The organism is Amycolatopsis sp. cg13 (assembly GCF_041346965.1).
Taxonomy (GTDB): Bacteria; Actinomycetota; Actinomycetes; order Mycobacteriales; family Pseudonocardiaceae; genus Amycolatopsis.
This window is the reverse complement of sequence record NZ_CP166848.1, coordinates 6,688,365-6,712,996: the sequence shown is the minus strand read 5'-3', so window position 1 is coordinate 6,712,996 and position 24,632 is coordinate 6,688,365. Positions and strand designations below refer to the sequence as shown.

The following is a 24,632-nucleotide window of genomic DNA, read 5'->3' as shown; positions in this document are numbered from 1 at the left end:
CAGGCGGGCAGCGCTCGAAACCAACCGGGCTCGAAAATAACTAGACCGGTCGTCATAGTTTGAGCTACGGTGGGCGCATGGTCAACCGCACCGACACGCGCCGCCGGATGCTCGAATCGGCGGCTGAGCTGTTTCGCACCCAGGGCTACCACGCCACCGGGATGACGCAGCTCGTGTCCGAAAGCCGGGCCCCGAAGGGTTCGCTGTACTTCCACTTCCCTGGCGGCAAGGAACAGCTGGCTGCCGAGGCGGTACAGCTTTCCGGGGAGCGATTGGCCGGGCAGTTCCGCGAAATCACCGCTGCCGCACCGGATCCGGCTACCGCCATCGACCTCATCGTGGCCGCCCTGGCCGCCTCACTGTCCGAATCAGACTTTCGCTGCGGCTGTCCAATCGCGACAGTCGCATTGGAAGCCGCCGACAGCGAGCCAATCCGCGCCGCCTGCGACCAGGGTTACGAAGGCTGGCTGCGCGGCATTTCCGCTTACTTCACCGAGCGCGGTCTTCCCGAGAAACGCGCTGCTTCGCTGGCGACCATCGTGCTTTCCGCGATCGAAGGCGCGTTGCTGCTCGCACGCACTCGGCGGGACACCGCGCCGCTGCATGCCGTCGCCGCCCACCTGCACACCACTGTCGAACGGGAGTTCGCCTAATGCGCGTACACCACTTCAACTGCGGCACCATGCGTCCGATCGGCGGCAGGCTCGTCGATGGAAAGCCCGGCCTACTGCGCCGCGCCACCCTTGTGTGCCACTGCATGCTGGTCGAAACCGGCACCGGATTGACCCTCATCGAGACCGGAATGGGTTCGCCCACCGTCACCGATGCCGCGCGCTGGCTCGGCCCGCGATTCTTGCGGACGTCGAACCCGATGACCGACGAAAGCGAAACCGCGCTGAGCCGCATCCGTGCGCTGGGCTTCGATCCGGCCGACGTCCGCGACATCGTCCTCACCCACCTCGATCTCGACCACGCCGGCGGGCTCGTCGACTTCCCGCAGGCCCGCGTGCACGTCTACGGCAAGGAACTCGACGCTTACCGCTCCGGAAACCCGCGGTACCGCGACGTCCAGTTCCGTCACGGTCCACAGTGGAAGTCCTATTCGGACGCTGGCGACAGCTGGTTCGGTCTCGACGCGGTCCGCGAGCTGGACGGGGTCGAGGGCGTCGCGCTCGTGCCGCTCGCCGGGCACACCGTCGGCCACGCCGGGGTGGCTGTCGACACCGGGTCCGGCTGGGTGCTCAACGCGGGTGACGCGTATTTCTTCCACCAGGAGATCGACACCGATTCCTATTGCCCGCCCGGATTGGCTATGTTCGAACGGCGGGTCCAGACGCTGCCCGGGCCGCGGCGCGAGAACCAGCGTCGGTTGCGCGAACTGCGCCGGGACCACGCCGACGAGGTGACCGTGTTCGCCTCGCACGACCTGACCGATTTCGTCCGGCTCAGCGAGAGGAGCACGGTATGAAGGTGCACCACCTCAACTGCGGCACGATGCGCCCGCTCGGCGGCAAGGCGCTCGACGGCCGCCCCGGGATGCTGCGGCGCAGCACGATCGTGGCGCACTGCCTGCTCGTGGAGACCGCCGATTCGCTCGTGCTGGTCGACACCGGCTTCGGCACCCGCGGCGTCACCGAATCGCGGCGCTGGCTCGGCGGTCCGTTCATGGCGATGGTCGGCGCGAAGCCGACCATGGAAGAGACCGCCGTGGCGCAAATCCGCGCGCTGGGCCACGACCCCGCCGACGTCCGGCACATCGTGATGACTCACCTCGACGTCGACCACGCCGGTGGTCTCGCCGATTTCCCTGACGCCACAGTGCATGTCCGCACCACCGAACGCCGCGCCGCGGACAACCCGAAGAGCTTCCCGGAGAAAACGCGGTACCGCGCCGAACAATTCGCGCACAGTCCACTGTGGAGCACGTACGACGAGGTCGGCGAAAAGTGGTTCGGCTTCGACGCGGTGCAACCGTTGCGTGGCCTGCCGCCGGAAATCCTGCTCGTCCCGCTGCCCGGCCACACGCACGGCCATTCCGGCGTCGCAGTCGACACTGGCGACGGCTGGCTCCTGCACGCTGGTGACGCGTACTTCTTCCACGGCGAAGTCGCCCCGGTGAGCCCGCATTGCCCGCCGGGCATGCGCGCTTTCGAGGTGATGAACCAGATGGACGGATCCGCTCGCCGCGCCAACCTCGCCCGGTTGCAGACCCTCGCCCGCGAGAAGCAGGACGAGGTCTCGGTGTTCAGCGCGCACAGCCCGGTCGAATTCCAGGCGCTGCGCCGGAATACCGCGCAGCCCTCCGCGAGTTGAGTACCCGCATGACGCGCATCCGGTACGTCGGCGGCCCGACCGCCCTCATCGAGTACGGCGAGACCCGCCTGCTCACCGACCCGACCTTCGACGCCCCCGGCGACTACCCGATCGGCAGCCGCACACTGGCGAAAACCGCTGGTCCCGCGGTCACCGCGGCGGAGGTCGGCGAGGTGGACGCGGTGCTGCTCTCCCACGACCAGCACCCGGACAACCTGGACGCGGCGGGGCGAAAGTACGCCCTCGCCGCCCCGCTCGTCCTGTCCACTGCCTCGGCGAGGGAACGGATCGGCGACCCCGTTCGGGCGCTGGCCAACTGGGAGTCCTACGACCTCGGCGGCGTCCGCATCACCGGAGTGCCCGCGCAGCACGGGCCTGACGGCAGCGAGCATCTCGTCGGCGAAGTCACCGGTTTCGTGCTCGAAAGCGAAGGCCAGCCGACCGTTTACGTCAGCGGCGACAACGCTTCCCTCGACGTCGTGCGGCAGATCGCCGAGCGCTTCGACCGGATCGACATCGCCGTCCTGTTCGCGGGAGGGGCGCGAACTCCGCTGGTCGGCGAGGCGTACCTCACGCTGCCCAGCGACGGCGCGGCCGAGGCGGCCCGGATCCTGAACGCGCGCCAGGTCGTCCCGCTCCACTTCGAGCACTGGGCGCATTTCACCCAGGGCCCGGACACCCTCCGCCCGGCTTTCGCCCAGGCTGGCCTCGAAGACCGGCTGCACCTGCTCAAGCCCGGCGAGCAGGTCAGCTTCCAGTAAGCACGAGCCCTCCGTCGACGGTGATCACGGCACCGGTGACGAAACTGTTCTCCATCAAGTAAAGGTTGGTCGCCGCGACTTGGTCCGGCTGACCGACCGATTTGGTCAGCGTTCGTTCCGTGAACGCTGCGACCATCGCGTCCAGTTGCGGTTGCGGGAGCGCGTCCCACATCGGCGTGTGGACTGGCCCCGGGCGGACTGTGTTGACCCGCACCGGGGCCAGGTCCACAGCCAGCCCGCGCGCCAACCCCTCGATCGCGCCGATGGAACCGGCAGCGAGCGCCGCGCCGGGCATCGGGCGGACGCCGACGATCCCGGACGTCAGCACGATCGAACCGCCCGGCCGGATCCGCGGCGCGGCGTGCTTCACCGCACTTACGACGCCCCAATAACGGACATAGAACCCGCTCTGCGCGTCGTCGAGCGACAGGTCGGCGAGCGGCTGCTGATGTAGCGCGTCGCCGGCGGTGTAGACGAGGTGGTCGAACGTGCCGACCTGCTCGAACAGCGCCGCGACGTTCGCGTCGTCACGTACGTTGGTGACGAATCCTTCGCAGGTGTCCGGCAATTCGGCAAGCGCCGCGTCCAGCCGTTCCTTGCCGCTCGCCGCGATCGTGACGGCCGCACCCGCCTCCGCCGCAGCCCGCGCGGTCGCCAATCCCATGCCCGAGCTGCCGCCGATGACGACAACCCGCTGGTCAAGCAAAGACATGAGCAGTCCTTCCCGAAGTTGATGACTCAGTGAGACATCAACCGTAGCACTGATGTCCCACTGTGTCATCACTGCTAAGATGGCTGCATGCCGCGCTGGGATCCGGAAGCCAAGGAGCGGCTCCGCGCGGCCGCGCTGGAGCTGTTCGCCGAACACGGCTACGAGAACGCCACGGTCACGCAGATCACCGAGCGCGCCGGGCTCACCCGCCGCACGTTCTCGCGCTACTTCGCCGACAAACGCGACGTGTTGTTCGCCGGGTCGGAGCAGCTCCCGGACGCGATGGCCGACGCTGTCCGGCGCGCCGACCCCGCGCTGCCGCCGTTTCCAGCACTGCTTGCCGCATTGGTCGCGGCTGGCCATTTGTTCGCTGGCCTGGTTCCGCAGGCCGCCCAACGACGTGCGGTCATCGCGTCTAGCCCGGAACTGCAGGAACGTGAGCGGACGAAGCTGGCGGCTGTCACCGAAGCTGTCGTTGGAGCGTTAAGGGAACGAGGCGCGACCGAATCGAGCGCGAAGATGCTGGCGCAGGTCGGCATCGCGGTCTTTCAGACTGCGTTCGAGCGATGGTCCGATCAGCCCGAGGACACGGATTTCGCGGCTCAGGTAGAGGAGGCGGCAGCCGAACTCACCGCCCACCTGACCCCGTGATCAGGCCTTCTCGCGTACCAGCGTCGAATCCTCCAATTCCGCTTCCGCGGCCTGCTTCGTGCGCCCGGTCGCCCGCAGCACCAGGTAAGCCACCACCAGCAGGACGAAGAACGGAATCCCGAACTTCCACGCCGGGTCGAGACCTTCGATCCAGAACGTCGAAATCAGGACGGTGGCAAGGAAAGCGATCACCACGACGTTCACCACCGGCGCGCCCCACAACCGCACTGGCGACGGCGGCAGCCCGGCGCGGCGACGGCGGATCCGGAACGCCAGGTGCGTCACCAGAATGATCATCCAGACCACGAGCGCGGCGAAGATCGAAATGCCGAACAGCACGAGATACGCGCTGGAATCGGAATTCTTGGACAGGATGGTCGCGATCACGAGGCCCGCGGTGGACAGCACGAGTGCGTTGCGCGGCACTCCGGACCTGGTCAGCCGTCCCGCCCAGGACGGGGCGAATCGGTGCTCGGCAAGGGAATGCAGCATGCGCGTAGTGAGGTAGAGGTTGGTGTTCGCGCTGGACAACGCGGCGGTCAGGACCACGAAGTTCATAATCGTTGCCGCTGCGGGAACTCCAGCGGCTTGGAAGACGCGGACGAACGGGCTAGCGGTGATAGATCCGCCCTCGCCGGTGACCGTCCACGGCACTACCAATACGACGATAAGCATTGCGGCGACGTAGAAGATCGCCAGCCGCACCACCATCGCCCGGGCCGCCCGCGGGATGTCGCGAGTCGGGTTCTCGGATTCGGCCGCGGTCACCGAAACCACCTCGGTGCCGATGTAGCTGAACAGCACGAACACCATGGCCAGCAACAGCCCGGACACTCCGTTCGGCAGGAATCCGCCGCCCGCACTGAGATTTGTGAGACCGGGCGCGGGTGCCTTCGGCAGACCGAAGAACACGAGAATCAGGCCGAGCGCGACGAACACCAGAATCGCGCATACCTTGATCATCGCGAACCAGTACTCGAACTCGCCGAAAATGTGCACCGCCGCGCCGTTGACGACAATCACCAGCAGCGAGAACACCGCGACCGGCACCCACAACGGAATCTGCGGCCACCAGAACTGGACGTACACGCCGGCCGCGATCGTCTCGCCGCCGATCGCGATCACTTGCATCGCCCAATACGCCCAGCGCACCACGAATCCGCTGCCCGCGCCGAGATACTTGTGCGCGATGCTGCCGAACGCGCCCGCGGCCGGATGCACCACCACCATTTCGGCCAGCGCCCAGGAAATCGCCAGCGCAACCAGTCCACAAAGGACGTAAGCGAGCACCACGGCCGGCCCCGCGTGCGAGATCGCCAGGCTCGATCCGAGGAAAAGGCCGGTGCCGATGGCCCCGCCGATTCCGATCATCGTCAACTGCCTGCTGCGCAGCCTCCGCTGCAACCGGTTCGGGGACGGGGACTCGGCCATGTCTGCTCCCTACTGGCTCGCCCGGTACTCGGCGATCGCCGCGACGACGGCGTCGAGATCGGACTCGACGTTGTAGTAGTGCAAGGACATCCGCAGCACGTCGCCGCGGGCACTGCACACGATCCGCCGCCCGGCGAGGAACGCCGCCAGCGCGTCGGGATCCCGGTCGGCCAAGGCGACGAGCGGACCGCGCCGCGCGTCGTCCAGCGGGGACCGGAGCTGCTCCCCAGCGTCGAGCAACCGCTGCTGCAACTGCCCGGCCAACCCGCCAATGTGGTCACGCACCCGGTGCGCGTCCAATTGGTGCAACAACTTCAGCCCGGCGACCGCACCGTACGCGGACGGGATCGACGGGGTACCGGTCTCGAACCGGCGGGCATGCTCGGGATAGTCGAGGTGCCGCGGGTCGAACTCGAACGGGTTCGTGCGGCCGAACCAGCCGGTCAGCGGCGGGGAAACCTCGTCGCGTACGCCTGGCCGCACGTAAAGGAAGGCGATCCCGGAGATGCCGAGCAGGTACTTCAGGCTTCCGCTGACGAGATAGTCGCAGCCGAGTTCGTTGACGTCGACCGGCTCGACGCCGAGACCCTGATAGGCGTCGACAAAGCTTCGCGCACCCTTTTCCCTGGCCAGCGCGGCAACTTCGCGCACCGGGAACCGCAAACCGTTGGCATAACTGACCAACGGGACGGACACCAGCTGCGTTTGTTCGGTGATGAGCTCGGCGTAATCCTCGGTGTCGATCAGCCCGTCATGCTGCGCGACGAACTGCACGTCCGCGCCGCGACCCTGCTGCGCCAGCCAAACATGGCCCAGTGACGGGAATTCCAGGTCAGTCGTGACGATTCCCGCTCGCGGCGACCATGCCTGGGTGGACGCGACCTGATACGCCCCTTCGGACGCGGACGGCACGACGGCGATGTCGTCCGCGTCCGCGCCGATCAGCCGAGCGAAGAGTTCCCGTGCCTCGGCGACCTTCACCATCCACTTGTCCCACGGCGCCCCGTATTCGCGGATCGTGTGCTGGAACTCGAAAAGCTCCGCGGTCAGCGCGTCCGAAAGCGCGCCCTGACTGCAGCTCGCGAGGTGCACCGAGTCGGCGAAGGCAGGGAAATGCGCCCGGAAAGCTGCTGGGCTGGGCTGGTCGGTCACGACACTCCGTTCCGTCACTGGCGGGCGAGACCGGTCCGTTCGCCACCGTAACGGCACGAGCACCGTGCGTCGATGCTCCGTCCCGGCGGCCTTGCGGCTCCGGAGGCCCTGGTCGAGGCTCCGTGTTCACCCTGACTGATCTTCCACAGCTATTCCGTCAGTGCTGCTGAAACCGGTACTGTAGATATGGCCTTCCGCGCTGTCAACGACCGTCAAGGATCCGCAATAGCGCGCCCCGCGACCGAGAGGACGCACCGATGAGCATCCCCGCCGAAACCGCGGTCGACCAGCTCCTGACCCAGCTGGCCGAGGGCCGGCTGGAGGTCGTCGACCTCACCAACAAGCTCAGCGCCGCCACCCCGACCCTGCGGCTGCCCGAGCCGTTCGCGAACCTGATCGACTTCAGCCTCGAATCGGTCAGCGAGTTCGACGATTCCGGACCGTTGTGGCGGCACAACAACATTCACACCGGCGAGCACATCGGCACCCACCTCGACGCGCCGCGGCATTGGATCTCGAACCGCGACGGCGCGGACGTTTCGGAGCTGCCGGTCGGCAGGCTGATCGGGCCCGCGCACGTCCTCGACATCTCCGCGCGCGTCGCCGACAATCCGGACTTCCTGCTGGAGATCGCCGACATCCAGGCGTGGGAAGCCGAGCACGGTCCGTTGCGCGCGGGCGGCTGGCTGCTCGTGCACTCCGGCTGGGATCGGTACGCACAAGACCGCGACGCGTTCCTCAACTTCTCCGACGGCGCCAGCCACACCCCCGGCATTTCGGCGGCAGCGGCGAAGTGGCTCGCCGAGGAAACGCCGATCGCTGGCTACGGCGTGGAAACCGTCGGCATCGACGCCGGGAACGGCTTCGCGCTCGACCCGCCGATGCCCGCGCACCACCACCTGCTCGGCGCGGACAAATACGGCATCACCTCACTGCAGAATCTCGGCTCGCTGCCGCCGACCGGTGCGCTTGTCGTGGTCTGCCCGCTGCCGATCGTCGGCGGGACCGGCAGCCCGGCGCGGGTGCTCGCGGTGGTGCCGGCGTGAACGTCGCACAGGCCGTCGGGATCGCGTTGGCCCGGTTCGGCGTCCGCAAGGCGTTCGGCGTTGTCGGCAGCGGGAATTTCCACTTCACCAACGGCCTGATCCAAGGCGGGGCCGAGTTCGTCGCGGCCCGGCACGAGGGCGGCGCGACCACGATGGCCGACGCCTACGCCCGGTGCAGCGGCGAGGTCGCGGCGGTGTCGGTGCACCAGGGCTGTGGGCTCGGCAACGCGACCACCGGGATCGGGGAGGCGGCGAAGAGCCGGACGCCGCTGATCATCGTCACCGGGGAGGCGACGGATCCGCTGTCGAACTTCCACATCGACCAGGACGGGCTCGCCCGGTCGGTGGGAGCGAGCAGCATCCTGGTGCGGTCTGCGGAAACCGCGTTGGCTGACGTGCGGCGTGCGTTCACGCAGGCGCGGCGGGATCGGCGGACTGTCCTTTTGCGACTTCCGCTGGACGTGCAGGCTGAGCCGTTCGAGGAGAGTCTTCTCGATGATCTGGCCCCCATCGAGCCGTTGCCTCAGCCGCGCGCTGCTGAAGCGGAGGTGAAGACGCTCGCTTCGATTCTGCAACGCGCCGAACGTCCAGTGTTCCTTTGTGGACGCGGTTCCCGGACAGCTCGGGCGGAACTGGTCGCGTTGGCTGACCGCTGCGGTGCGCTGCTCGCGGAGGGTGCGGTCGCGAAAGGACTGTTCACTGGTGAGCCATGGGCGATCGGGGTGTCCGGCGGGTTTTCGTCACCGCTGACGACCGAGCTGATTCAGGGCGCGGACGTCGTCGTCGGATGGGGGTCCGCGCTCAACGACTGGACCACCGCACACGGCCGGTTGCTCTCGCCGGACACCACGCTCGTACAGGTCGATCTGGAATCCGCCGCGCTGGGCCGTAATCGGCCGGTCGACCTCGGCATCGTCGGCGATGTCGCCGGTACCGCCGCAGCGGTGGCTGAACAGGTCGAAGTCCACAATGGATACCGAAGCGACGAGCTCAAAACCCGCATTGCCCGGGAAATCCGTTGGCGGGACAACGAACACGACGATGCCGGGACCGCCGACGTGATCGACCCGCGAACATTGTCCGTTGCGCTCGACGACCTCATCCCAGCCAACCGCGTCGTCGGCGTCGATTCCGGGAACTTCATGGGCTACCCCACGATGTACCTCGACGTCCCCGACGAGAACGGTTTCTGCTTCACCCAGGCGTTCCAGTCGATCGGCCTCGGACTGGCCACCGCAATCGGCGCGGCACTCGCCCAGCCGGACCGTTTCCCCGTCGCGGCGTGCGGCGACGGCGGGTTTCTGATGAGCATCGCCGAGCTGGAAACCGTCGTACGCCTGAAGCTGCCGATGCTGATCGTCGTCTACAACGACCATGCCTACGGCGCCGAGGTGTATTTCTTCGAGCCCGGCGGACATCCAGCCGACACAGTCACCTTCCCGGACACCGATATCGCGGCCATCGCCCGCGGCTACGGCTGCGATGCGGTCACCGTCCGCGCCAAGGAAGACCTCGAAGAAGTGGCGACCCGAGTCGCCGCCGGGCTAGGTCGCCCGCTGGTGGTCGACGCGAAAATCGCCGGATTCAGCGCCTGGTGGCTCCAGGCCGCGATGACGCACCACTGAGCGCGCGCTTCACCAGGAGGTTCACCACCCACAACAGGACGCCCACGGCGAGCAGGATGCCAGCCACCTGGTAGTCCTGCGCCGGGCGGCCGGACAGCGGGCTGACCAGGTACAGGCAGAAGATCGCGGCGAGCACCGGCAGCACCGTCGGCGCGCGGAAATGCTTGTGCGGGACTTTGTCCTTGCGCAGCACCAGAAGCGCTATGTTGACGATGGCGAACACCACGAGCAGCAGCAACGCGGTCGTGCCGCCGAGCGCACTGATATCCACAAAGGACACCAGCCCGATGGCGATGACGCTGGTGAAAATGATCGACACCCACGGAGTCCGGCGAGTCGGGTGCACGCGGCCGAAAACCGGCGGCAGGACGCGTTCGTTCGAGAGGCCGTACAGCAACCGGCTGGCCATCAGCATGTTGATCAAGGCGGAATTGATCACCGCGAACAGGCCGATAGCGGAGAAGATTTCCCGCGGGAATCCCGGCGCGCCAACGTCGAGTACCTTCAGCAGCGCGTCGCTTTTCGCGCCGGCCAACTCGGCGGCCGGGACCAGCAGCGAGGACGTCACCGAGACCAGCACGTAGATCGTCGCGGCGATGACCATGCCCCACAGCATCGCGCGCGGGAAAATCCGTACCGGGTCATGGCATTCCTCGGCCATGTTCACCGAGTCCTCGAAGCCCACCATCGCGAAGAACGCCAGCGACGTCGCCGAGGAGATGGCGACCAGCCACGTCTTGTCCGCGGTGTCGATCTCGACCAGCCGGGACGGTTCGCCGTCGCCGTTCAGCACCGCCCACACGCCGACGCCGATGATGATCAGCAAGCCGGACAGTTCGATGCAGGTGAGGACGACGTTGGCTTTCACCGATTCGCCGATGCCGCGGAAATTGATCAGCGCCAGCAGCACCACGAACGCGATGCCGACCAGCACCGTCGGCAGCTTCACGAACGCCGCGAGATAGGTCGCGCCGAACGCGACAGCCGCCGACGACGCCGAGGTGATCCCGGAGCACATCACCGCGAACGCGACCATGAAGGTCAGGAACGGCACCCCGAACGCCTTGTTCGTGTACAGCGCCGCGCCGGCCGCGCGCGGGTATTTGCCGACCAGTTCGAGATAGCTGAACGCGGTCATGAACGCGACCACGAACGCCAGCAGGAACGGCAGCCACAACGCGCCGCCGACGCGTCCGGCGACCTGCCCGGTCAGCGCGTACACGCCGGTGCCGATGATGTCGCCGACCACGAAGAACAGCAGCAGTTTCGGGCCCATGACCCGCAGCAGCGCCGGCTCGGCGACCTTGGATGTGCCCTCGCTCACGTCCGTCATGGGCGGTTAGTGTGCCTTGTCCGGACTTCGAGGGAAAGTCGGCCGATCAGGCCTTGGCGACCGCCGTGTGCACGAGCGGGGTCATCATTTCCTTGGTCATCTTGACCGGTCCGGTGTAGTTGACCAGCACCGGAACGCCATTGGACACCTTGGCCGCGGCGAGCGTGGCGGTCTTCTGCTCGTCGGTGTAGAAAACGGCGCCGTCCGGGAAGCCCGGCACGTCGACCGCGCCCGGCTTGGCCTTCTTGATCGCGGCGATCATGTCGGCGGCCTTGGCCTTGCGACCCTCGTAGCGGGTCACCGCGAGCGCGCCCGCGGTCTTGCCCTCGACGACGTATTCGCAGCTCGTGGCCTTGCCGCCGTTGCTCGGATTGTCGTGCGCGGGGCCGGCCTTCGACGAGATGCCGGGGATCTTGATCGCCTTGCTGACGTCGTCGGCCGGCAGCAGAGCGCAGGTGTCCGACGCCTTGCCGGCGGGCGCGGACGAGGAGGGCTGAGAAGACGGAGCCTTGGTTGCGGGCGGCGGCGCGGCTGCTTTCTGCTCGCCAGAAGAGCAGGCGGTGAGGACAGCGGCGGCGGAGATCAGCAGAGCGATCGGATATGCACGCATATCGGGCATGCTATTCCGAACGGAGTAACGCGAGTGTCAGTGGCCCTCTTCCACCGGCGCCCGGTACCGCCAGAACCCAGGCAGGACGGCCAGCGAGGCCACCGTCAAGACGATCACCAGCAGCCCGCCGCCGGTCGCCGCGACCTTGGTCCCCCACGCCGCCGCGGACCAGCCGTGCGTGAGGTCGGCGATCCGCGGCCCGCCCGCGACGACCACAGTGAACACGCCCTGGAGCCGTCCGCGCATCTCGTCGGTGGTGGCGGTCTGCAGGATCGCCTGCCGGTACACCGAGCTGACCATGTCCGCCGCACCGCCGAGCGCCATGAACACCACGGCCAGCCACAGCGAATGCGCGAGCCCGAACGCCGCCATCGCCGCGCCCCAGCAGCAGATCGCGATGACGACCGCGGCCCCCTGCCGCTGCACCCGGTGCAGCCAGCCGGAGAACAACCCGATCAGCATCGCGCCCGCGGGCAGCGCGGCGTAAAGCATGCCGAGCGCCGGACCGCCGCCGGCCGGGTCGCCGAACGTCCGCTCGGCCATCTCCGGAATCAACGCGCGCGGCATGCCAGCGACCATCGCGATAATGTCGACGACGAACGACGCCAGCAGCACCTTTTGGTTGGCCAGATAACGGAATCCGTCGATGACCGACCCGATTCCCGCCTTGCGCGACCCCTCCCCCAGCGGGGGGATCGAAGGCAGCCGCCACACCGCGATCAACGTGATCGCCAGGGCGCAAACGTCCACCAAGTACAAAGTGGACAGACCGATCACCGGGATCAACGCCCCGCCGAAGAGCGGCCCGAACACCGCGCCGAACGTGGACATCGTGGTGTTGAGCGCGTTCGCCGAGGGCAGCAGCGAGGCAGGCACCAACCGCGCGACGACCGCGCCGCGAGTAGGCATGTTGATCGCGAAAAATGCCTGATTCGCGGCGAGCAGCCCGAGCACGAGCCACACCGAATGCATCCCGGCGAACGCCTGAAGCCAAAGCAGCGCGGAGGTAACCGCGACGCCGACGTTGGTAACAAGCAGCAACTTCCGCCGATCGACGGCGTCGGCGATCGCCCCGCCCCACAGCCCGAACACGAGCAACGGCACGAGCGCGACCGCGCCGGTGAGCCCCACGTAACCGGACGATCCGGTGATATCGAAGACTTGCTTCGGCACCGCGACCGCGGTGAGCTGCGACCCGACCGCGGTGACCGCGGTGGACATCCACAGCCGCCTGAACGCCGGAATCTTGAGCGGACGAGTATCGACGACGATCCGGCCGAGGAGCTTGCGAGCCCCGGTACGGGGCGGGCGTATCCCCGGTTCTGAAGTCACGAGCTATCAGCTTAGTTGCGCTAACGAAGCGGGCGCAGGTGATTTTCCCCGCACGCTGCTGGGCACACACCCCTGCCGGGATGAGCCCTCACTACTCGGGGAACGTCCGTGAGGGCCACCCTGAGGGAATCAGATTCCCTGAGGGTTCCCCTCACGACCCTCGACGGTCCGTGAAGGGCTCCTTGCAGGACTTAGATTCCCTCAAGGAGCCCTTCACAGCCCGCCCGCTCGCTCACCACCCGCCGCGACGCGCCCCAATGTGGCATCGGGTGCATCCGACGCACCGAACGCCACATTGGGTGCATCCGACGCACCCAATGCCACATTGGGGCGCAAGCCCCCACCCCCCACGGAACCGCAGCCGCTGCACCCAACCATCGAGGCACCCACACCTCCCCACCCCCGATACAAAGCCAAAAACACGGCGCTGGGGTGCTTGTCAAGGCATCTTTCCCGCCTTGACAAGCACCCCAGCGCCGTAGTCACACTAAAAAATCGGGGTGCCCGCCTCACCGCCGGGCGCAATGTCGCCGCCAGGCGACGAGCCGAAACAAAAACGCCGCCCCCAGACCCAAAGCCCGGGGACGGCGTCCAAAGCAAGCAAAACTCAGGGAGCCAACCGCTCCACCTGCCACCCGTCATGAGTCCGATGGAACCGAAGCCGATCGTGCATCCGGTCCTCCCGCCCCTGCCAGAACTCGACAAAGTCCGGCCGAATCCGCCACCCACCCCAATGCGGCGGAGCCGGAATCTGCTCAACATCACCAAACCGGCGCTCAATATTCCGCAGCGCGTTATCGAGCGCACGCCGCCCCTCGACCACCCGCGACTGCGGCGACGCCCACGCCCCAAGCTGCGACCCACGCGGCCGCTGGGCCCAGTAAGCGGCAGTCTCGTCCGCACTGACCTTCTCGACCTCGCCGCGGACCGTCACCTGGCGGTGCAGCGGGTACCAAGGGAAGGTGGCCGACGCGTAGCGCGTGGCCGTGAGGTCGTGGCTCTTCGACGACGTGTAGTTCGTGTAGAAAACCACCCCGCGCTCGTCGAGGCCCTTGCACAGCACCGTGCGCGAAGAGGGCCGCCCTTCGGCGTCGGCGGTCGCGAGCACCATCGCGTTGGGTTCCGCGAGCGCCTCGGAAACGGCTTGGCTCAGCCAGCTTTCCAGCTGGTCATGCCACGTGGCCGCGAGCGCTGACTCGTCAAACGGCGCGCTGTCGTAAGCCACCCGCATGCCAGGCAGCCGCACGACCGCCTCGTCGATCTCCGGTGTCATCCGGCCCAACCTCCGTTACCCCTGGTGAGGGTGTCGAATCACGGCTATCCAGCGACGGTATTGGGTCGCCGGTCCCGGCGAAACCCACCGAACGGTGACTCCTGCCACGCCCGGCCCGCCACCGGCCCTTAACCGCAGGACGCCGAGTTGTAACTCGGCGTTCACGGGCCGGTCCCTGATCGATACAGCCCGCACCTACCTTTCGACCTGCTCCGGCACCCGTCCCCAGTTACGGAGGCAGGTCAGATGACCGAAACTCTGTCCGAACGCGACGACACGCAAAAACCGCAACGCACCTACGCCGCGCTCGCCGCCAATGAAAACCGCGAGGACTACTCCCTGCGCTTCGCCGCGCAATCGTTCCGGCGCTGGTCGCCGTTGGTCGTCGCGACGACCGCGCTGGGCGGGATCGCCTACCTCGCCGACTTCGCCATCGGTGCCAGCATCGTGCTGTCCTACGGCTTCACCTCAGGAGTCCTCGCCATCCTGGCCGCCGCGGTAGTGATCTTCGTGACTGGTGTGCCGATCGCGCGCGCCTGCGCGACCTACGGCGTGGACATGGACCTGCTCACCCGCGGCGCCGGATTCGGCTACTTCGGGTCCACCCTCACCTCGCTCGTCTACGCCAGTTTCACCGTGATCTTCTTCTCCCTCGAAGGCTCGATCATGGGTCAGGCGTTCCAACTGGCACTGGGCATTCCGCTGCCGATCGGCTACTTGCTGGCGACGCTGATCGTGCTGCCGTTCGCGCTCTACGGGATGGGCGCGGTCGCGAAGATGCAGACCTGGACGCAGCCGATCTGGATCGCCGGACTGGTCCTGCCGTTCGTCGTGGTGCTCGTGCGGGAACCCGGCCGATTCGCCGATTTCGCGACGTTCGGCGGCATCGAGGGAGCGGGTTCCGGATTCTCCGCGGTCGGCTTCGGTTTCGGGATGGGCATCGCGCTGTCGCTGATCGGGCAGATCGGCGAGCAGGCCGACTACTTGCGCTTCATGCCGGCGAAGACGGCGGAGAACAAGCGCTCCTGGTGGGCCGCGGTGCTCGCCGCCGGGCCAGGCTGGGTGGTGCTCGGCGCGGCCAAGCAGATCGGCGGCGCCCTGCTGGCCTTCCTCGCGCTCGGGGCGGTCGGCAAGACCGCGGCGCTGGAGCCGATCGCGCCTTATCTCGAGGCGGTGCGGCCCGCGCTCGGACCGGCCGCGCTCACCTTCGCCGCGTTGTTCGTGGTGGTTTCGCAGATCAAGATCAACACGACGAACGCGTACTCCGGCTCGCTGTCGTTCGCGAACTTCTTCTCCCGCGTAGTGCACCGCCACCCGGGCCGCGCCTGGTATGTGCTGGTCAACTGCGGGATCGCGCTCGCGCTGATGGAGTTCGGCGCGTTCGGTTTCCTGAACAAGATCCTCGGCTTCTATTCGAACGTCGCGATCGCCTGGATCGGCGCGGTGTGCGCGGACCTCGTGATCGCGAAACCGCTCGGCCTTTCCCCGCGCTACATCGAATTCAAGCGGGCTTACCTGCACAAGATCAACCCGGTCGGGTTCGGTTCCATGGTGCTCGCTTCCGCGGTGTCGATCGCGGCGTACTTCGGCGCGTTCGGCGAATACCTGGCGGCCTTCAGCCCGCTGCTGGCACTGGTGATCGCCGTCGTGCTGGTGCCAGCGCTCGCGGCGGCCACCCGCGGTCGGTATTACCTGGTGCGGCCCAACCTCGTTTCCGGCCCTGAGGTCGACCAGGACCTCACCGCGACGCACAACTGCTCGGTCTGCGGCGACGCCTACGAACTGCCGGACATCGCCGACTGCGCCAACCAGGGCGGCGCGATCTGCTCGCTGTGCTGCACACTCGACAGCAGCTGCCACGACATGTGCCGCACAGCTGGCCCGGTCTCATTGCCCGAGCCGACCTTCCGCACCGCCGGATAAACCGAGTCTCGACGCGGTCACCACGTCCGGACCGACCGCGGTCGTCAACGTGCCGCCCGCGGCGAGCGGCGTCCGCGACCACCACGGTCCGGACTCCGCTCGCCGCGGCGGGCCGCCGAACTCGATCTCCGTCACCAGCACCCGGTGCCCGGCCAGCACCGCGAGGCTCGCGTCCAAGGCAGGGTCGCCGACGGTCTGCGTCTGCCGGAGCGCCGGGACGTCGCCGCAGGTCACATGCACTGTCGACGACAACCGGCCCGGACGTTCGCCTTCGCGGCCGAGCACGAGGACTTCCCGGGTGTGGAACCACGCATCAGCAGCCAGGCCGGCGCGCAGCACGGCGGCGTGGTCGGCGCGGGCGGTGACGACGGTCGGCTCTGGCAGGTACTCGAACGAGCCACCGTCCTCGACGACGATCTCCACAGTGGACAAACTCGGCACCTCGCGCAGACCGGGCAGCGCGAGGGTCGCCGCGACGCCGGAAAGCATCAGCTCCGCACCAGGCCCGACCTGGATCTCGAGCCGTAGCTCATCGCCGCCGAGAGGTGCGGTAGCTGAGTTGACCAGGTGCACCACCGCGCCAGGGCCGCGCTGCCGACGCGGGACGAGCGTCAGCGGTGCCATCGACTTCAGCTCTCGCAGCACCGTCCGCCCGTCGTCGAGGGCCGCGACCAGGCGTGCGTGCGCCTTCACCCCTGCCGGACCGGCACCAGCGAGCGCACCCAGTCCGCGACGGCGGGAGCGTCCGGAGTGTCCACTAGGGACTGGGCGAACACCGGCAGGTCGCCGCGCATGTGATGGGCGTCCGAGGTCATCACGGTCAGGTCGGCGCCGACCAGCGGGGCGAGGTCCGTTTTGTTGATCACCAGCAGGTCAGCCGTCGTCACGCCGGGCCCGCCCTTGCGCGGCACCTTGTCGCCGCCCGCGACGTCGACCACGAAGATCTGGCTGTCGGCGAGTCCTCGACTGAACACCGCGGTCAGGTTGTCGCCGCCGCTTTCCACGATGACCAATTCCAGGCCGGGGAACTTTTCCTCCAGCTTTTCCACCGCGTCGAGATTCGCGGTGATGTCGTCGCGGATGGCGGTGTGCGGGCAGGCTCCGGTTTGCACCGCTTCGATCCGCTCCGGATCGAGGACGCCTGCTCGGCGCAGGAAGTCCGCGTCCTCGGTCGTGTAGATGTCGTTGGTGACCACGGCCAGGTTGTATTCGGCGCCCAGCGCGCGGCACAACGCCGCGGTGAGCGCGGTCTTGCCGCTGCCGACCGGGCCGCCGATGCCGATCCGGTACGCCCGCCCGGCGGTCGGCGCCGCGTCGTAATGGTCCGGTTCGGCGGCGGTCGGGTCGAAGTTGACGGCGTGGAAGTGCCCGTGACCGTGTTCAGCTGGCAAAGAGACGCACCTCTTCCTGGTGATGCCGAGCGTGTTCCTCGGCGAACAAGTCCAGCGCCGGCGACGCTGGAGCTGGCAAATCGGCCGGATCCGCACCGGCGGTCTCGGCGGCCTGCTCGCTCACTTCGCGCAATGGCCCGGCAAGCCGCGCGACCACCGCGTTCACGGCGAACGGGTCCAGCCCGAGCAGACGTACGGCCGCGCTCGCCGGTCCGCTCACGGCGAGATAGGCGACCGCCATAGCCGCGTCGAACGGACTGCCGCCGCCAATGCCGACGAGCGCGCCGCTGATGATCGGATGGTGCGGGCGCGGGGTTTCTGCCAGCAGCTGTGACAGCACTGGTGACGGCCACGCGACACGGCCGGATCGTGCGCTGCCCCTGCCCTGCGCTCGCGACGCTTCCCGTTGCGCGAGCGAGGGCGTGCGTGCGTCGAGTTCATGATCGAGCCGTCGCCAATGGACACTCTCGACGGTTCGAGCGGCGGCATGCGCTGAGGCAGCGGCGAACGCGGCGGCGAGCAGTCCCGCGGTACGCAACCGTCCAAAGAGGAATCCCGGCAAGTCGCGTTCGGACCGGACCAGGCCGCGTGCCGCCACCTCTTCGAGGCCGCCGGAATGCACGTGCCCGCCGCCCGGGAACCGAGAGTCGGCGAGGATGAGTGCGACTGGGTCCATCAGAACAAGAAATACCTTTGCGCCATGGGCAATTCAGCCACCGGATGCGGTTCGATCAGCTCGCCGTCCACGCGCACCGCGAAGCTGTCCGGATCCACTCGCACCGCTGGGGTCGCGTCGTTCAGCACCATGTCCGCCTTCGTCCGGCGGCGGGTATTCGCGACCGGCACCAAGGGCCGGGCGATGCGGAATCGTTCCGACAACCCGGATTCCAACGCTTCCGGGGCAACGAAATGCAGACTGGACGCGGCCGCTACGGCTGGCGCGGCACCGAACATCGGCCGCGCGAGCACCGGCTGCGGCGTGGGGATCGAAGCGTTCGCGTCTCCCATCGCCGCGTACGCCGGGAATCCGCCCTTCAGCACCACATGCGGACGCACGCCGAAGAATTTCGGTTCCCACAGCACCAGATCGGCGAGTTTGCCAACCTCCACCGAGCCGATATGCGCATCCATTCCGTGCGCGATCGCCGGGTTGATCGTGTACTTCGCGACGTAACGCCGGGCGCGCAGATTGTCGGCCGCACCGTCGCCGGGAAGCGCGCCACGGCGGCCCTTCATCACGTGCGCGGTCTGCCAGGTCCGAATGATCACCTCGCCGATCCGCCCCATCGCCTGCGAATCGGAGCTCATCATCGAAATCGCACCGAGGTCGTGCAGCACGTCCTCAGCGGCGATCGTGCTCGGCCGGATCCGGCTTTCCGCGAACGCGAGGTCCTCAGGCACCGACGGGTTCAGGTGATGGCACACCATCAGCATGTCGAGGTGCTCGTCGAGGGTGTTGACGGTGTGCGGCCGGGTCGGGTTCGTCGAGGACGGAAGGAAGTTCGCCATCCCGGACACCTCGATGATGTCCGGCGCGTGGCCGCCGCCAGCCCCCTCGGTGTGATAGGCGTTGATCGACCGTCCGCCGATCGCCTCCACAGTGGACTCCAGAAACCCAGCCTCGTTGAGGGTGTCGGTGTGGATCGCGACCTGCACACCGGATTCGTCCGCGACAGTGAGACAAGCGTCGATCGCGGCGGGCGTCGATCCCCAATCCTCGTGCAGCTTGAACCCGCCCGCCCCGGCAGCCAGTTGCTCCCGCAACGCCTCGTGCCGGACAGTATTTCCCTTTCCCAGCAGCAACACATTCACCGGCAGACCGTCCATTGCGGACAGCATCCGGCCGAGATTCCAGGCACCGGGAGTCACCGTGGTCGCCTTGGTGCCCTCGTTCGGCCCGGTGCCGCCACCGACCAAAGTGGTCAGTCCGGCCGCGAGCGCGGTGTCCACTAGTTGCGGGCAGACGAAATGGACGTGACAGTCGATGCCGCCCGCGGTGAGGATCTTCCCGTTGCCCGCCAGCACTTCCGTGGACGGACCGATCACCAGCGCCGGGTCGACACCGTCCATTGTATCCGGATTACCCGCCTTCCCGATGCCGACGATCCGGCCGTCGCGAACACCGACGTCCGCCTTGACGACACCCCAGTGGTCGAGAATCACCGCGCCGGTGATCACCAGATCGGGCGCGCCTTCGGCACGGGTGGCCATGCCCTGGCCCATCGACTCGCGGATCACCTTGCCGCCGCCGAAAAGCACCTCGTCGCCGCTGCCGCCGGGACCCATCGACCGGTCCTCGGTCACCTCGATCAGCAGGTCGGTGTCCGCGAGCCGGATCCGGTCGCCAGCGGTCGGGCCGAACAATTCGGCATAACGGGCACGGTCGATCTCCGGCATCAGAACTCCCCGGCATATTCGGCGCGCAGCCCCGGCACCCGCCGGTTTCCGCTGAGCGGCACCAGATCGACCTCCCGGTCGATGCCCGGCTCGAAGCGCACGGAGGTCCCGGCAGGCACGTCGAGCCGATGCCCGCGAGCCGCTTCGCGGTCGAACTCCAGGCCGGGGTTGACCGCGGCGAAGTGATAGTGCGACCCGACCTGCACCGGCCGGTCGCCGAGGTTGCGCACGCGCAGCCGGACCCGGGCGCGACCCGGATTCAGCGGCACCGGCTCCTCGCCGGGAATGATCTCGCCTGGCCGCAAGAATTCCTCCTCAACCGATCGGTTCGTGCACCGTGACGAGCTTCGTGCCGTCCGGAAAGGTGGCTTCCACCTGGACGGAATCCACCATTTCCGGCACCCCGTCGAGCACTTGCGCCCGCGTGAGCACGGTGCGCCCGCCCGCCGCCAATTCACTGACCGTGCGCCCGTCGCGGGCGCCTTCGATGACGTAGTCGGTAATGAGCGCGACGGCTTCGGGGTGATTGAGCCGGACACCGCGTTCGAGCCGTTTGCGAGCAACGTCCGCCGCGACGTGGACCAGCAGTTTGTCGCGTTCCTGCGGGCTCAGGTGCATGGCCAAGGTCTACCACCGGAGGGCGCGCTCCGCCTGCTTCGGAAACGCAGTGTTTACGTAGCGCCGACAACGCCAGTCCGCCGAACTCGAAAAGAATTCGGACAAGCCGGAACGCGCCAGCAAGGATTCCGCAATTCCACCCGGAAGCGGCCTGCCACTCCCCGGAGCACGCGTGGTGCCCGCCGCGCTCACCGAGCGTGACCTCCGGCCGCCCCGGCAAGCCGGGATTCACCTCCCGGCCACCGGGGTACCAGTCTGCGGCCACCTCACTGGACGGGAGAAAGTCTCGTCCCCGGCTCACCTGGACTGAATCGTTCTCGTAATCGTGACCGAAACCACGACTTCTTCCGTTGCCCCGGCCGGGCAAAGGGAGCATGGTTTGTCCCACCGTGCGATGAGGCGCGCAAGGAGCCAGCGTGTATCCCGTCCGCGCGTGCACAACACAGCCGGGGAATGCGCATCGAAAGGGTTCGCGAAGAGTGACTACCTCCACGATCAGCACAACCAACGAAGCCGACGACGGGTTCCGGCCCGGGCTCGAGGGCATCGTCGCGTTTCGGACCGAAATCGCCGAACCCGACCGGGACGGCGGTGCACTGCGCTACCGCGGCGTCGACATCGAGGACCTCGCCGGGAAGGTGACCTTCGGCGACGTATGGGGCCTCCTGGTCGACGGCCGGTTCGGGCACGGGCTTCCGCCCGCCGAGCCGTTCCCGCTTCCGGTGCACACCGGCGACGTGCGGGTCGACGTCCAGGCCGCGCTCGCCATGCTCGCCCCGATCTGGGGCTACCGTCCGCTGCTCGACATCACCGACGAGGAAGCGCGCGACCAGCTCGCCCGCGCTTCGGTGATGGCGCTGTCCTACGTCGCGCAGTCCGCGCGCGGCATCGGCCAGCCCGCGGTGCCGCAGTCGCGGGTCGACGAGGCGAAGTCGATCACCGAGCGGTTCATGATCCGCTGGCGCGGCGAACCGGACCCGGCGCACGTCAAGGCGGTCGACGCGTACTGGGTTTCCGCCGCCGAGCACGGCCTCAACGCCTCCACCTTCACCGCGCGCGTCATCGCCTCCACCGGGGCGGACGTCGCGGCGGCTCTGTCCGGCGCGATCGGCGCGATGTCCGGCCCGCTGCACGGCGGCGCCCCGGCGCGCGTGCTGCCGATGATCGAGGAGGTCGAGCGTTCGGGCGACGCCCGCGCGCTGGTCAAGGGCATCCTCGACCGCAAGGAGCGGCTGATGGGCTTCGGCCACCGCGTGTACCGCGCGGAGGACCCGCGTGCCCGCGTGCTGCGCCGCACCTGCAAGGAACTGGGCGCCGAACGCTACGAGGTCGCCGCCGCGCTGGAGCAGGCCGCGCTGGCCGAGCTGCGCGAACGCCGTCCGGACCACCCGATCGAAACGAACGTCGAGTTCTGGGCCGCGGTGATCCTGGACTTCGCGAAGGTGCCGCCGCACATGATGCCGGCGATGTTCTCCTCCGCGCGCACCGCCGGCTGGGCGGCGCACATCCTGGAGCAGAAGCAGACCGGCCGCCTGGTCCGTCCGTCGGCGAAGTACGTCGGCCCCGGCCCGCGCACGCCTTCCGAGGTCGAGGGCTGGAACCTCATCTCCCAGGCCTGAGCCGTTTGTCCGTGAAGGGCTCCTTGAGGGAATCTGATTCCCTCAAGGAGTCCTTCACGGCGTTTTGGCCAGGTGCGCGTCGGTGGCGGCGAGCATCGCGGTGAGCTGATCGACGAGCCAGCCGTCCAGCGTTTCGCGCGGGACGGTGCCTTCCTGCAGCCACGACAGCAACGCGCCTTCGACCACGGCGGTCCAGCAGCGCAGCGTCAGCAGCACCAACGGCGACGGTTCGGGGATCGGCAGCGCTTCCAGGATCAGCTCGACGGCGCGGTTGCGGACCTCGTCGATCGCCGCGTCCGTCTCTGAAGTCGCGATGACTGAACCGCTGCGCAGCAACGCAACGTAGCCTTCGCGGTAGTGCGCGGCGACATCGACGAGACCGCGTACGGCCGCGCGCAGCCGTTCTTCCGGTGGGCCTTCTTCAAGCGTCGCGAGCCGATCGACAAGGCCGTCGGTGACCGTCCGCAACGCCTGCATTTGCAATTCCCGCAGGCTCGGGAAATACCGGTAGAACAACGGCCGCGACACCTCGGCGCGTGCCACGATGTCGTCCACCGTGACCAATTCCGGGGCCCTGGTGCCGAACAGGTCCAGCGCCGCCGCGATGAGGTCGTCCCGCCGGGCCTGCGCGGTCATCCGGCGCGGACGGCTCACGGCGTGACGTCCAGTTTCGCAGCCGCCCGCAGCAAACCCGGAGTCAGTCGCGAAAGGACCAGCGCGACCTTCGCTTCCGGAGTGGACGGTTGGATCGCGACGTTCTTCTCCACCGCACGCAAAATGTCGCGCGCCACCCGTTCCGGACCGAAATTGCGCCGAGCGTAGAGCTTCGACGATTCCTTCTGCCGCCGCTTCTCCTCGACCTCGTCCACACCGACGAACTTGGTGGTGCTGGTGATGTTGGTATTCACCAGTCCCGGACACACTGCCGTGACACCGATTCCCTCGGCCGCCAGCTCCGCACGCAAACCGTTGCTCAGCGCGAGAACAGCCGCCTTCGTGGTGCCGTAAGCGGTGAGGATCCTCGACGGCAGATAGGCCGCCGCAGAAGCGAGGTTGACGATCTGCCCGCCCTCGGCGCGTTCCTTCATCATCGGCGCGAACGCGCGGCACCCGTGGATCACGCCCCACAGGTTGACGTCCACGACCTTCTCCCAGTCCTCGATCGTCGTGTCGAGGAACGGGCCGGACATGCCGATCCCGGCGTTGTTCACCACGATGTCCGGCACGCCGAACTCGTCACGCACCTGCTCGGCGAACCGGGCGACTGCCTCGCCGTCCGAAGAATCCACTGTGTACTCACCGGCGTCGACTCCGCGTTCCCGCACCAGTTTCGCGGTCTCCGCGGCCGAATCGCCGTTGATGTCGCTGACGACCACGTCCGCGCCCTCGGCCGCGAACGCCAGCGCGGTCTCCCGGCCGATCCCGCTGCCCGCACCAGTAATGACCACGAGACGGTGCGCAAAGCGACCGCTGGAGCCGCCAACCCGAGCACGCCGCAGCGCGCGGGTTTCCTCGCCGGTTTCCACCGAAGCAATCAGTTCAGCAGCCGCAGAAGCGACCACTGCGGGTTTAGTCCGGGTGATCCAGTGCGACCCGATCACGCGCCGGACATGCAGATCCGGCACCCAGCGCTCGACCTCGGTCTGCAGCGGCGCGGTGACGTACGAATCGCCGGTCGGCGCGAGCACCTGCACCGGGATGTCCGCCGGACGCGGCTGCGGCCGGGACAGCCGCGGGCCCATGTTCGCCCGGTACAGCTTCAGGCCGTGCACGCCGTCGGACGTCTTCGGCGACGTTTCGGCGGGCTCCAGCTTCCGGATCATCGTGCGCATGATTCCGGTGCGCCACAACAGTTCCGGAATCAACGGCACCTGGAACGCGACGATGTAGTACGAGTGCAGGAACTGCCGCAGCGCGTGCCCGAGACGACGCGGCGTCGGCCGGGTCAGCTGGTCGCGGAACCACGCGCCCGCGTGATCGAGGCTAGGCCCGGAAAGCGAGGTGTACGAGGCGATCCGGCCGCGCAGCCGGTCGCCGGTGACCGCGTGCCAGGCCTGGATCGAACCCCAGTCGTGCGCGACGAGGTGGACCGTGCCGAACGGTTGCACCTCGTCGACCACCGCGGCGAGGTCGTCGGCGAGCTGGTCCAGCCGGTACGCCCGGCGCGCTCGCGGTTTGTCGGATTCGCCCGCGCCGCGCACGTCGTAGACGACCACGCGGTGCTCGCGGCGCAGCTCCTCAGCGACGCCGTCCCACATCGAGCTGTTGTCCGGGTATCCGTGCACGAGCACGACCGTGGGCCCGTCCGGGTTGCCGCTCACCCGGACCGAAAGGCGGACTCCGTCGCTGGCAGTCACCTGCTTGTGAGACATCTTGTCATGTTAGACAACTTGTCAACAGCGGGTCGCGTGGTTCCACGGGAAACCAGCGTGTCCACCGTTCGGT

General features: G+C 67.9%; 24 protein-coding genes. 9 read left to right on the top strand and 15 right to left on the bottom strand.

Annotated features, from left to right (window positions below):
- Window positions 1-77 precede the first annotated feature (77 nt).
- Genes AB5I40_RS31415 through AB5I40_RS31400 form a run of 4 tightly spaced genes read left to right on the top strand, consistent with a single transcriptional unit; the run spans window position 78 to window position 3,074 of the window.
- The gene (locus tag AB5I40_RS31415) at window positions 78-653 is read left to right on the top strand and encodes a TetR/AcrR family transcriptional regulator (RefSeq protein WP_370933841.1); all 576 of its coding nucleotides are present in this window, start codon (window positions 78-80) and stop codon (window positions 651-653) included.
- The gene (locus tag AB5I40_RS31410; protein ID WP_370933840.1) at window positions 653-1,468 is read left to right on the top strand and encodes an MBL fold metallo-hydrolase; all 816 of its coding nucleotides are present in this window, start codon (window positions 653-655) and stop codon (window positions 1,466-1,468) included. Before AB5I40_RS31415 ends, AB5I40_RS31410 begins: the two co-directional genes overlap by 1 nt.
- Window positions 1,465-2,313 carry an MBL fold metallo-hydrolase gene (locus tag AB5I40_RS31405; RefSeq protein ID WP_370933839.1) on the top strand — a complete coding sequence of 283 codons (849 nt, stop codon included), beginning with the start codon at window positions 1,465-1,467 and terminating at the stop codon, window positions 2,311-2,313. The genes AB5I40_RS31410 and AB5I40_RS31405 overlap by 4 nt, the downstream gene beginning before the upstream one ends.
- A gap of 8 nt (window positions 2,314-2,321) precedes the next feature.
- Complete coding sequence (locus AB5I40_RS31400; protein ID WP_370933838.1) at window positions 2,322-3,074, top strand: MBL fold metallo-hydrolase; 753 nt, start codon at window positions 2,322-2,324, stop codon at window positions 3,072-3,074.
- Here the strand turns inward: AB5I40_RS31400 and AB5I40_RS31395 are convergent.
- Window positions 3,061-3,786, bottom strand: a complete 726-nt coding sequence (locus AB5I40_RS31395) for an SDR family oxidoreductase (RefSeq protein ID WP_370933837.1) — start codon at window positions 3,784-3,786, stop codon at window positions 3,061-3,063. The genes AB5I40_RS31400 and AB5I40_RS31395 overlap by 14 nt on opposite strands.
- An 87-nt stretch (window positions 3,787-3,873) precedes the next feature.
- Between AB5I40_RS31395 and AB5I40_RS31390 the strand changes: the two genes are divergently transcribed.
- On the top strand, window positions 3,874-4,437 hold the full coding sequence (locus tag AB5I40_RS31390) for a TetR family transcriptional regulator (protein ID WP_370933836.1): 564 nt from the start codon (window positions 3,874-3,876) through the stop codon (window positions 4,435-4,437).
- Here the strand turns inward: AB5I40_RS31390 and AB5I40_RS31385 are convergent, their stop codons facing one another.
- Window positions 4,438-5,868 carry an amino acid permease gene (locus AB5I40_RS31385; RefSeq protein WP_370933835.1) on the bottom strand — a complete coding sequence of 477 codons (1,431 nt, stop codon included), beginning with the start codon at window positions 5,866-5,868 and terminating at the stop codon, window positions 4,438-4,440.
- 9 nt (window positions 5,869-5,877) lie between these two features.
- A complete protein-coding gene (locus AB5I40_RS31380; RefSeq protein WP_370933834.1) occupies window positions 5,878-7,020 on the bottom strand; it encodes an aminotransferase class V-fold PLP-dependent enzyme in 1,143 nt (380 codons plus the stop codon).
- Between the two features lie 257 nt (window positions 7,021-7,277).
- Between AB5I40_RS31380 and AB5I40_RS31375 the strand changes: the two genes are divergently transcribed.
- On the top strand, window positions 7,278-8,066 hold the full coding sequence (locus tag AB5I40_RS31375; protein ID WP_370933833.1) for a cyclase family protein: 789 nt from the start codon (window positions 7,278-7,280) through the stop codon (window positions 8,064-8,066).
- A complete protein-coding gene (locus AB5I40_RS31370; protein WP_370933832.1) occupies window positions 8,063-9,691 on the top strand; it encodes a thiamine pyrophosphate-binding protein in 1,629 nt (542 codons plus the stop codon). The genes AB5I40_RS31375 and AB5I40_RS31370 overlap by 4 nt, the downstream gene beginning before the upstream one ends.
- Here the strand turns inward: AB5I40_RS31370 and AB5I40_RS31365 are convergent.
- The 4 genes from AB5I40_RS31365 to pdxH form a co-directional block, all read right to left on the bottom strand.
- On the bottom strand, window positions 9,651-11,024 hold the full coding sequence (locus tag AB5I40_RS31365; protein WP_370933831.1) for an APC family permease: 1,374 nt from the start codon (window positions 11,022-11,024) through the stop codon (window positions 9,651-9,653). The two genes, AB5I40_RS31370 and AB5I40_RS31365, sit on opposite strands and share 41 nt — an antisense overlap.
- A 46-nt stretch (window positions 11,025-11,070) precedes the next feature.
- Window positions 11,071-11,634: a DUF3558 family protein gene (locus AB5I40_RS31360; RefSeq protein ID WP_370933830.1), complete on the bottom strand. Its 564-nt coding sequence runs from the start codon at window positions 11,632-11,634 to the stop codon at window positions 11,071-11,073.
- 36 nt (window positions 11,635-11,670) lie between these two features.
- Window positions 11,671-12,966 (bottom strand): MFS transporter, encoded by a 1,296-nt coding sequence (locus AB5I40_RS31355; RefSeq protein ID WP_370933829.1) that lies wholly within the window; start codon window positions 12,964-12,966, stop codon window positions 11,671-11,673.
- Between the two features lie 607 nt (window positions 12,967-13,573).
- Window positions 13,574-14,239, bottom strand: a complete 666-nt coding sequence (gene pdxH / locus AB5I40_RS31350) for a pyridoxamine 5'-phosphate oxidase (RefSeq protein ID WP_370933828.1) — start codon at window positions 14,237-14,239, stop codon at window positions 13,574-13,576.
- Window positions 14,240-14,485: 246 nt separating this feature from the next.
- On the opposite strand from pdxH, the gene AB5I40_RS31345 reads away from it, so the two are divergent.
- Window positions 14,486-16,162 (top strand): cytosine permease, encoded by a 1,677-nt coding sequence (locus tag AB5I40_RS31345; protein WP_370933827.1) that lies wholly within the window; start codon window positions 14,486-14,488, stop codon window positions 16,160-16,162.
- On the opposite strand, the gene AB5I40_RS31340 is transcribed toward AB5I40_RS31345, so the two are convergent.
- From AB5I40_RS31340 to AB5I40_RS31315, 6 genes are read right to left on the bottom strand one after another with little or no spacing between them, the layout of a single operon-like run.
- Window positions 16,127-16,855 (bottom strand): urease accessory protein UreD, encoded by a 729-nt coding sequence (locus AB5I40_RS31340; RefSeq protein WP_370933826.1) that lies wholly within the window; start codon window positions 16,853-16,855, stop codon window positions 16,127-16,129. The genes AB5I40_RS31345 and AB5I40_RS31340 overlap by 36 nt on opposite strands.
- Window positions 16,852-17,553, bottom strand: a complete 702-nt coding sequence (ureG, locus tag AB5I40_RS31335; protein WP_370933825.1) for an urease accessory protein UreG — start codon at window positions 17,551-17,553, stop codon at window positions 16,852-16,854. Before ureG ends, AB5I40_RS31340 begins: the two co-directional genes overlap by 4 nt.
- Window positions 17,543-18,229, bottom strand: a complete 687-nt coding sequence (locus AB5I40_RS31330) for an urease accessory protein UreF (RefSeq protein ID WP_370933824.1) — start codon at window positions 18,227-18,229, stop codon at window positions 17,543-17,545. Before AB5I40_RS31330 ends, ureG begins: the two co-directional genes overlap by 11 nt.
- Window positions 18,229-19,950: an urease subunit alpha gene (locus tag AB5I40_RS31325; RefSeq protein ID WP_370933823.1), complete on the bottom strand. Its 1,722-nt coding sequence runs from the start codon at window positions 19,948-19,950 to the stop codon at window positions 18,229-18,231. The genes AB5I40_RS31330 and AB5I40_RS31325 overlap by 1 nt, the downstream gene beginning before the upstream one ends.
- Window positions 19,950-20,255 (bottom strand): urease subunit beta, encoded by a 306-nt coding sequence (locus AB5I40_RS31320; protein WP_037715807.1) that lies wholly within the window; start codon window positions 20,253-20,255, stop codon window positions 19,950-19,952. Before AB5I40_RS31320 ends, AB5I40_RS31325 begins: the two co-directional genes overlap by 1 nt.
- Before the next feature lie 10 nt (window positions 20,256-20,265).
- Entirely contained in the window at window positions 20,266-20,568 is a 303-nt protein-coding gene (locus AB5I40_RS31315) for an urease subunit gamma (protein ID WP_370933822.1), read from the bottom strand.
- Window positions 20,569-21,047: 479 nt separating this feature from the next.
- On the opposite strand from AB5I40_RS31315, the gene AB5I40_RS31310 reads away from it, so the two are divergent.
- A complete protein-coding gene (locus tag AB5I40_RS31310; protein ID WP_370933821.1) occupies window positions 21,048-22,187 on the top strand; it encodes a citrate synthase 2 in 1,140 nt (379 codons plus the stop codon).
- Between the two features lie 54 nt (window positions 22,188-22,241).
- On the opposite strand, the gene AB5I40_RS31305 is transcribed toward AB5I40_RS31310, so the two are convergent.
- Window positions 22,242-22,823: a TetR/AcrR family transcriptional regulator gene (locus AB5I40_RS31305; RefSeq protein WP_116203364.1), complete on the bottom strand. Its 582-nt coding sequence runs from the start codon at window positions 22,821-22,823 to the stop codon at window positions 22,242-22,244.
- A gap of 14 nt (window positions 22,824-22,837) precedes the next feature.
- Window positions 22,838-24,544, bottom strand: coding sequence for an SDR family oxidoreductase (locus AB5I40_RS31300; protein ID WP_370940647.1), 1,707 nt, complete (start codon window positions 24,542-24,544; stop codon window positions 22,838-22,840).
- Window positions 24,545-24,632: the final 88 nt, after the last annotated feature.

Bases quoted from the DNA above. Each gene is read 5' to 3' on its own strand.
- AB5I40_RS31415 (WP_370933841.1), top strand. From the start codon at position 78: ATGGTCAACCGCACCGACACGCGCCGCCGGATGCTCGAATCGGCGGCT.
- AB5I40_RS31410 (WP_370933840.1), top strand. From the start codon at position 653: ATGCGCGTACACCACTTCAACTGCGGCACCATGCGTCCGATCGGCGGC.
- AB5I40_RS31405 (WP_370933839.1), top strand. From the start codon at position 1,465: ATGAAGGTGCACCACCTCAACTGCGGCACGATGCGCCCGCTCGGCGGC.
- AB5I40_RS31400 (WP_370933838.1), top strand. From the start codon at position 2,322: ATGACGCGCATCCGGTACGTCGGCGGCCCGACCGCCCTCATCGAGTAC.
- AB5I40_RS31395 (WP_370933837.1), bottom strand. From the start codon at position 3,786: ATGTCTTTGCTTGACCAGCGGGTTGTCGTCATCGGCGGCAGCTCGGGC.
- AB5I40_RS31390 (WP_370933836.1), top strand. From the start codon at position 3,874: ATGCCGCGCTGGGATCCGGAAGCCAAGGAGCGGCTCCGCGCGGCCGCG.
- AB5I40_RS31385 (WP_370933835.1), bottom strand. From the start codon at position 5,868: ATGGCCGAGTCCCCGTCCCCGAACCGGTTGCAGCGGAGGCTGCGCAGC.
- AB5I40_RS31375 (WP_370933833.1), top strand. From the start codon at position 7,278: ATGAGCATCCCCGCCGAAACCGCGGTCGACCAGCTCCTGACCCAGCTG.
- AB5I40_RS31365 (WP_370933831.1), bottom strand. From the start codon at position 11,024: ATGACGGACGTGAGCGAGGGCACATCCAAGGTCGCCGAGCCGGCGCTG.
- AB5I40_RS31360 (WP_370933830.1), bottom strand. From the start codon at position 11,634: ATGCGTGCATATCCGATCGCTCTGCTGATCTCCGCCGCCGCTGTCCTC.
- pdxH (WP_370933828.1), bottom strand. From the start codon at position 14,239: ATGACACCGGAGATCGACGAGGCGGTCGTGCGGCTGCCTGGCATGCGG.
- AB5I40_RS31345 (WP_370933827.1), top strand. From the start codon at position 14,486: ATGACCGAAACTCTGTCCGAACGCGACGACACGCAAAAACCGCAACGC.
- AB5I40_RS31330 (WP_370933824.1), bottom strand. From the start codon at position 18,229: ATGGACCCAGTCGCACTCATCCTCGCCGACTCTCGGTTCCCGGGCGGC.
- AB5I40_RS31325 (WP_370933823.1), bottom strand. From the start codon at position 19,950: ATGCCGGAGATCGACCGTGCCCGTTATGCCGAATTGTTCGGCCCGACC.
- AB5I40_RS31315 (WP_370933822.1), bottom strand. From the start codon at position 20,568: ATGCACCTGAGCCCGCAGGAACGCGACAAACTGCTGGTCCACGTCGCG.
- AB5I40_RS31305 (WP_116203364.1), bottom strand. From the start codon at position 22,823: ATGACCGCGCAGGCCCGGCGGGACGACCTCATCGCGGCGGCGCTGGAC.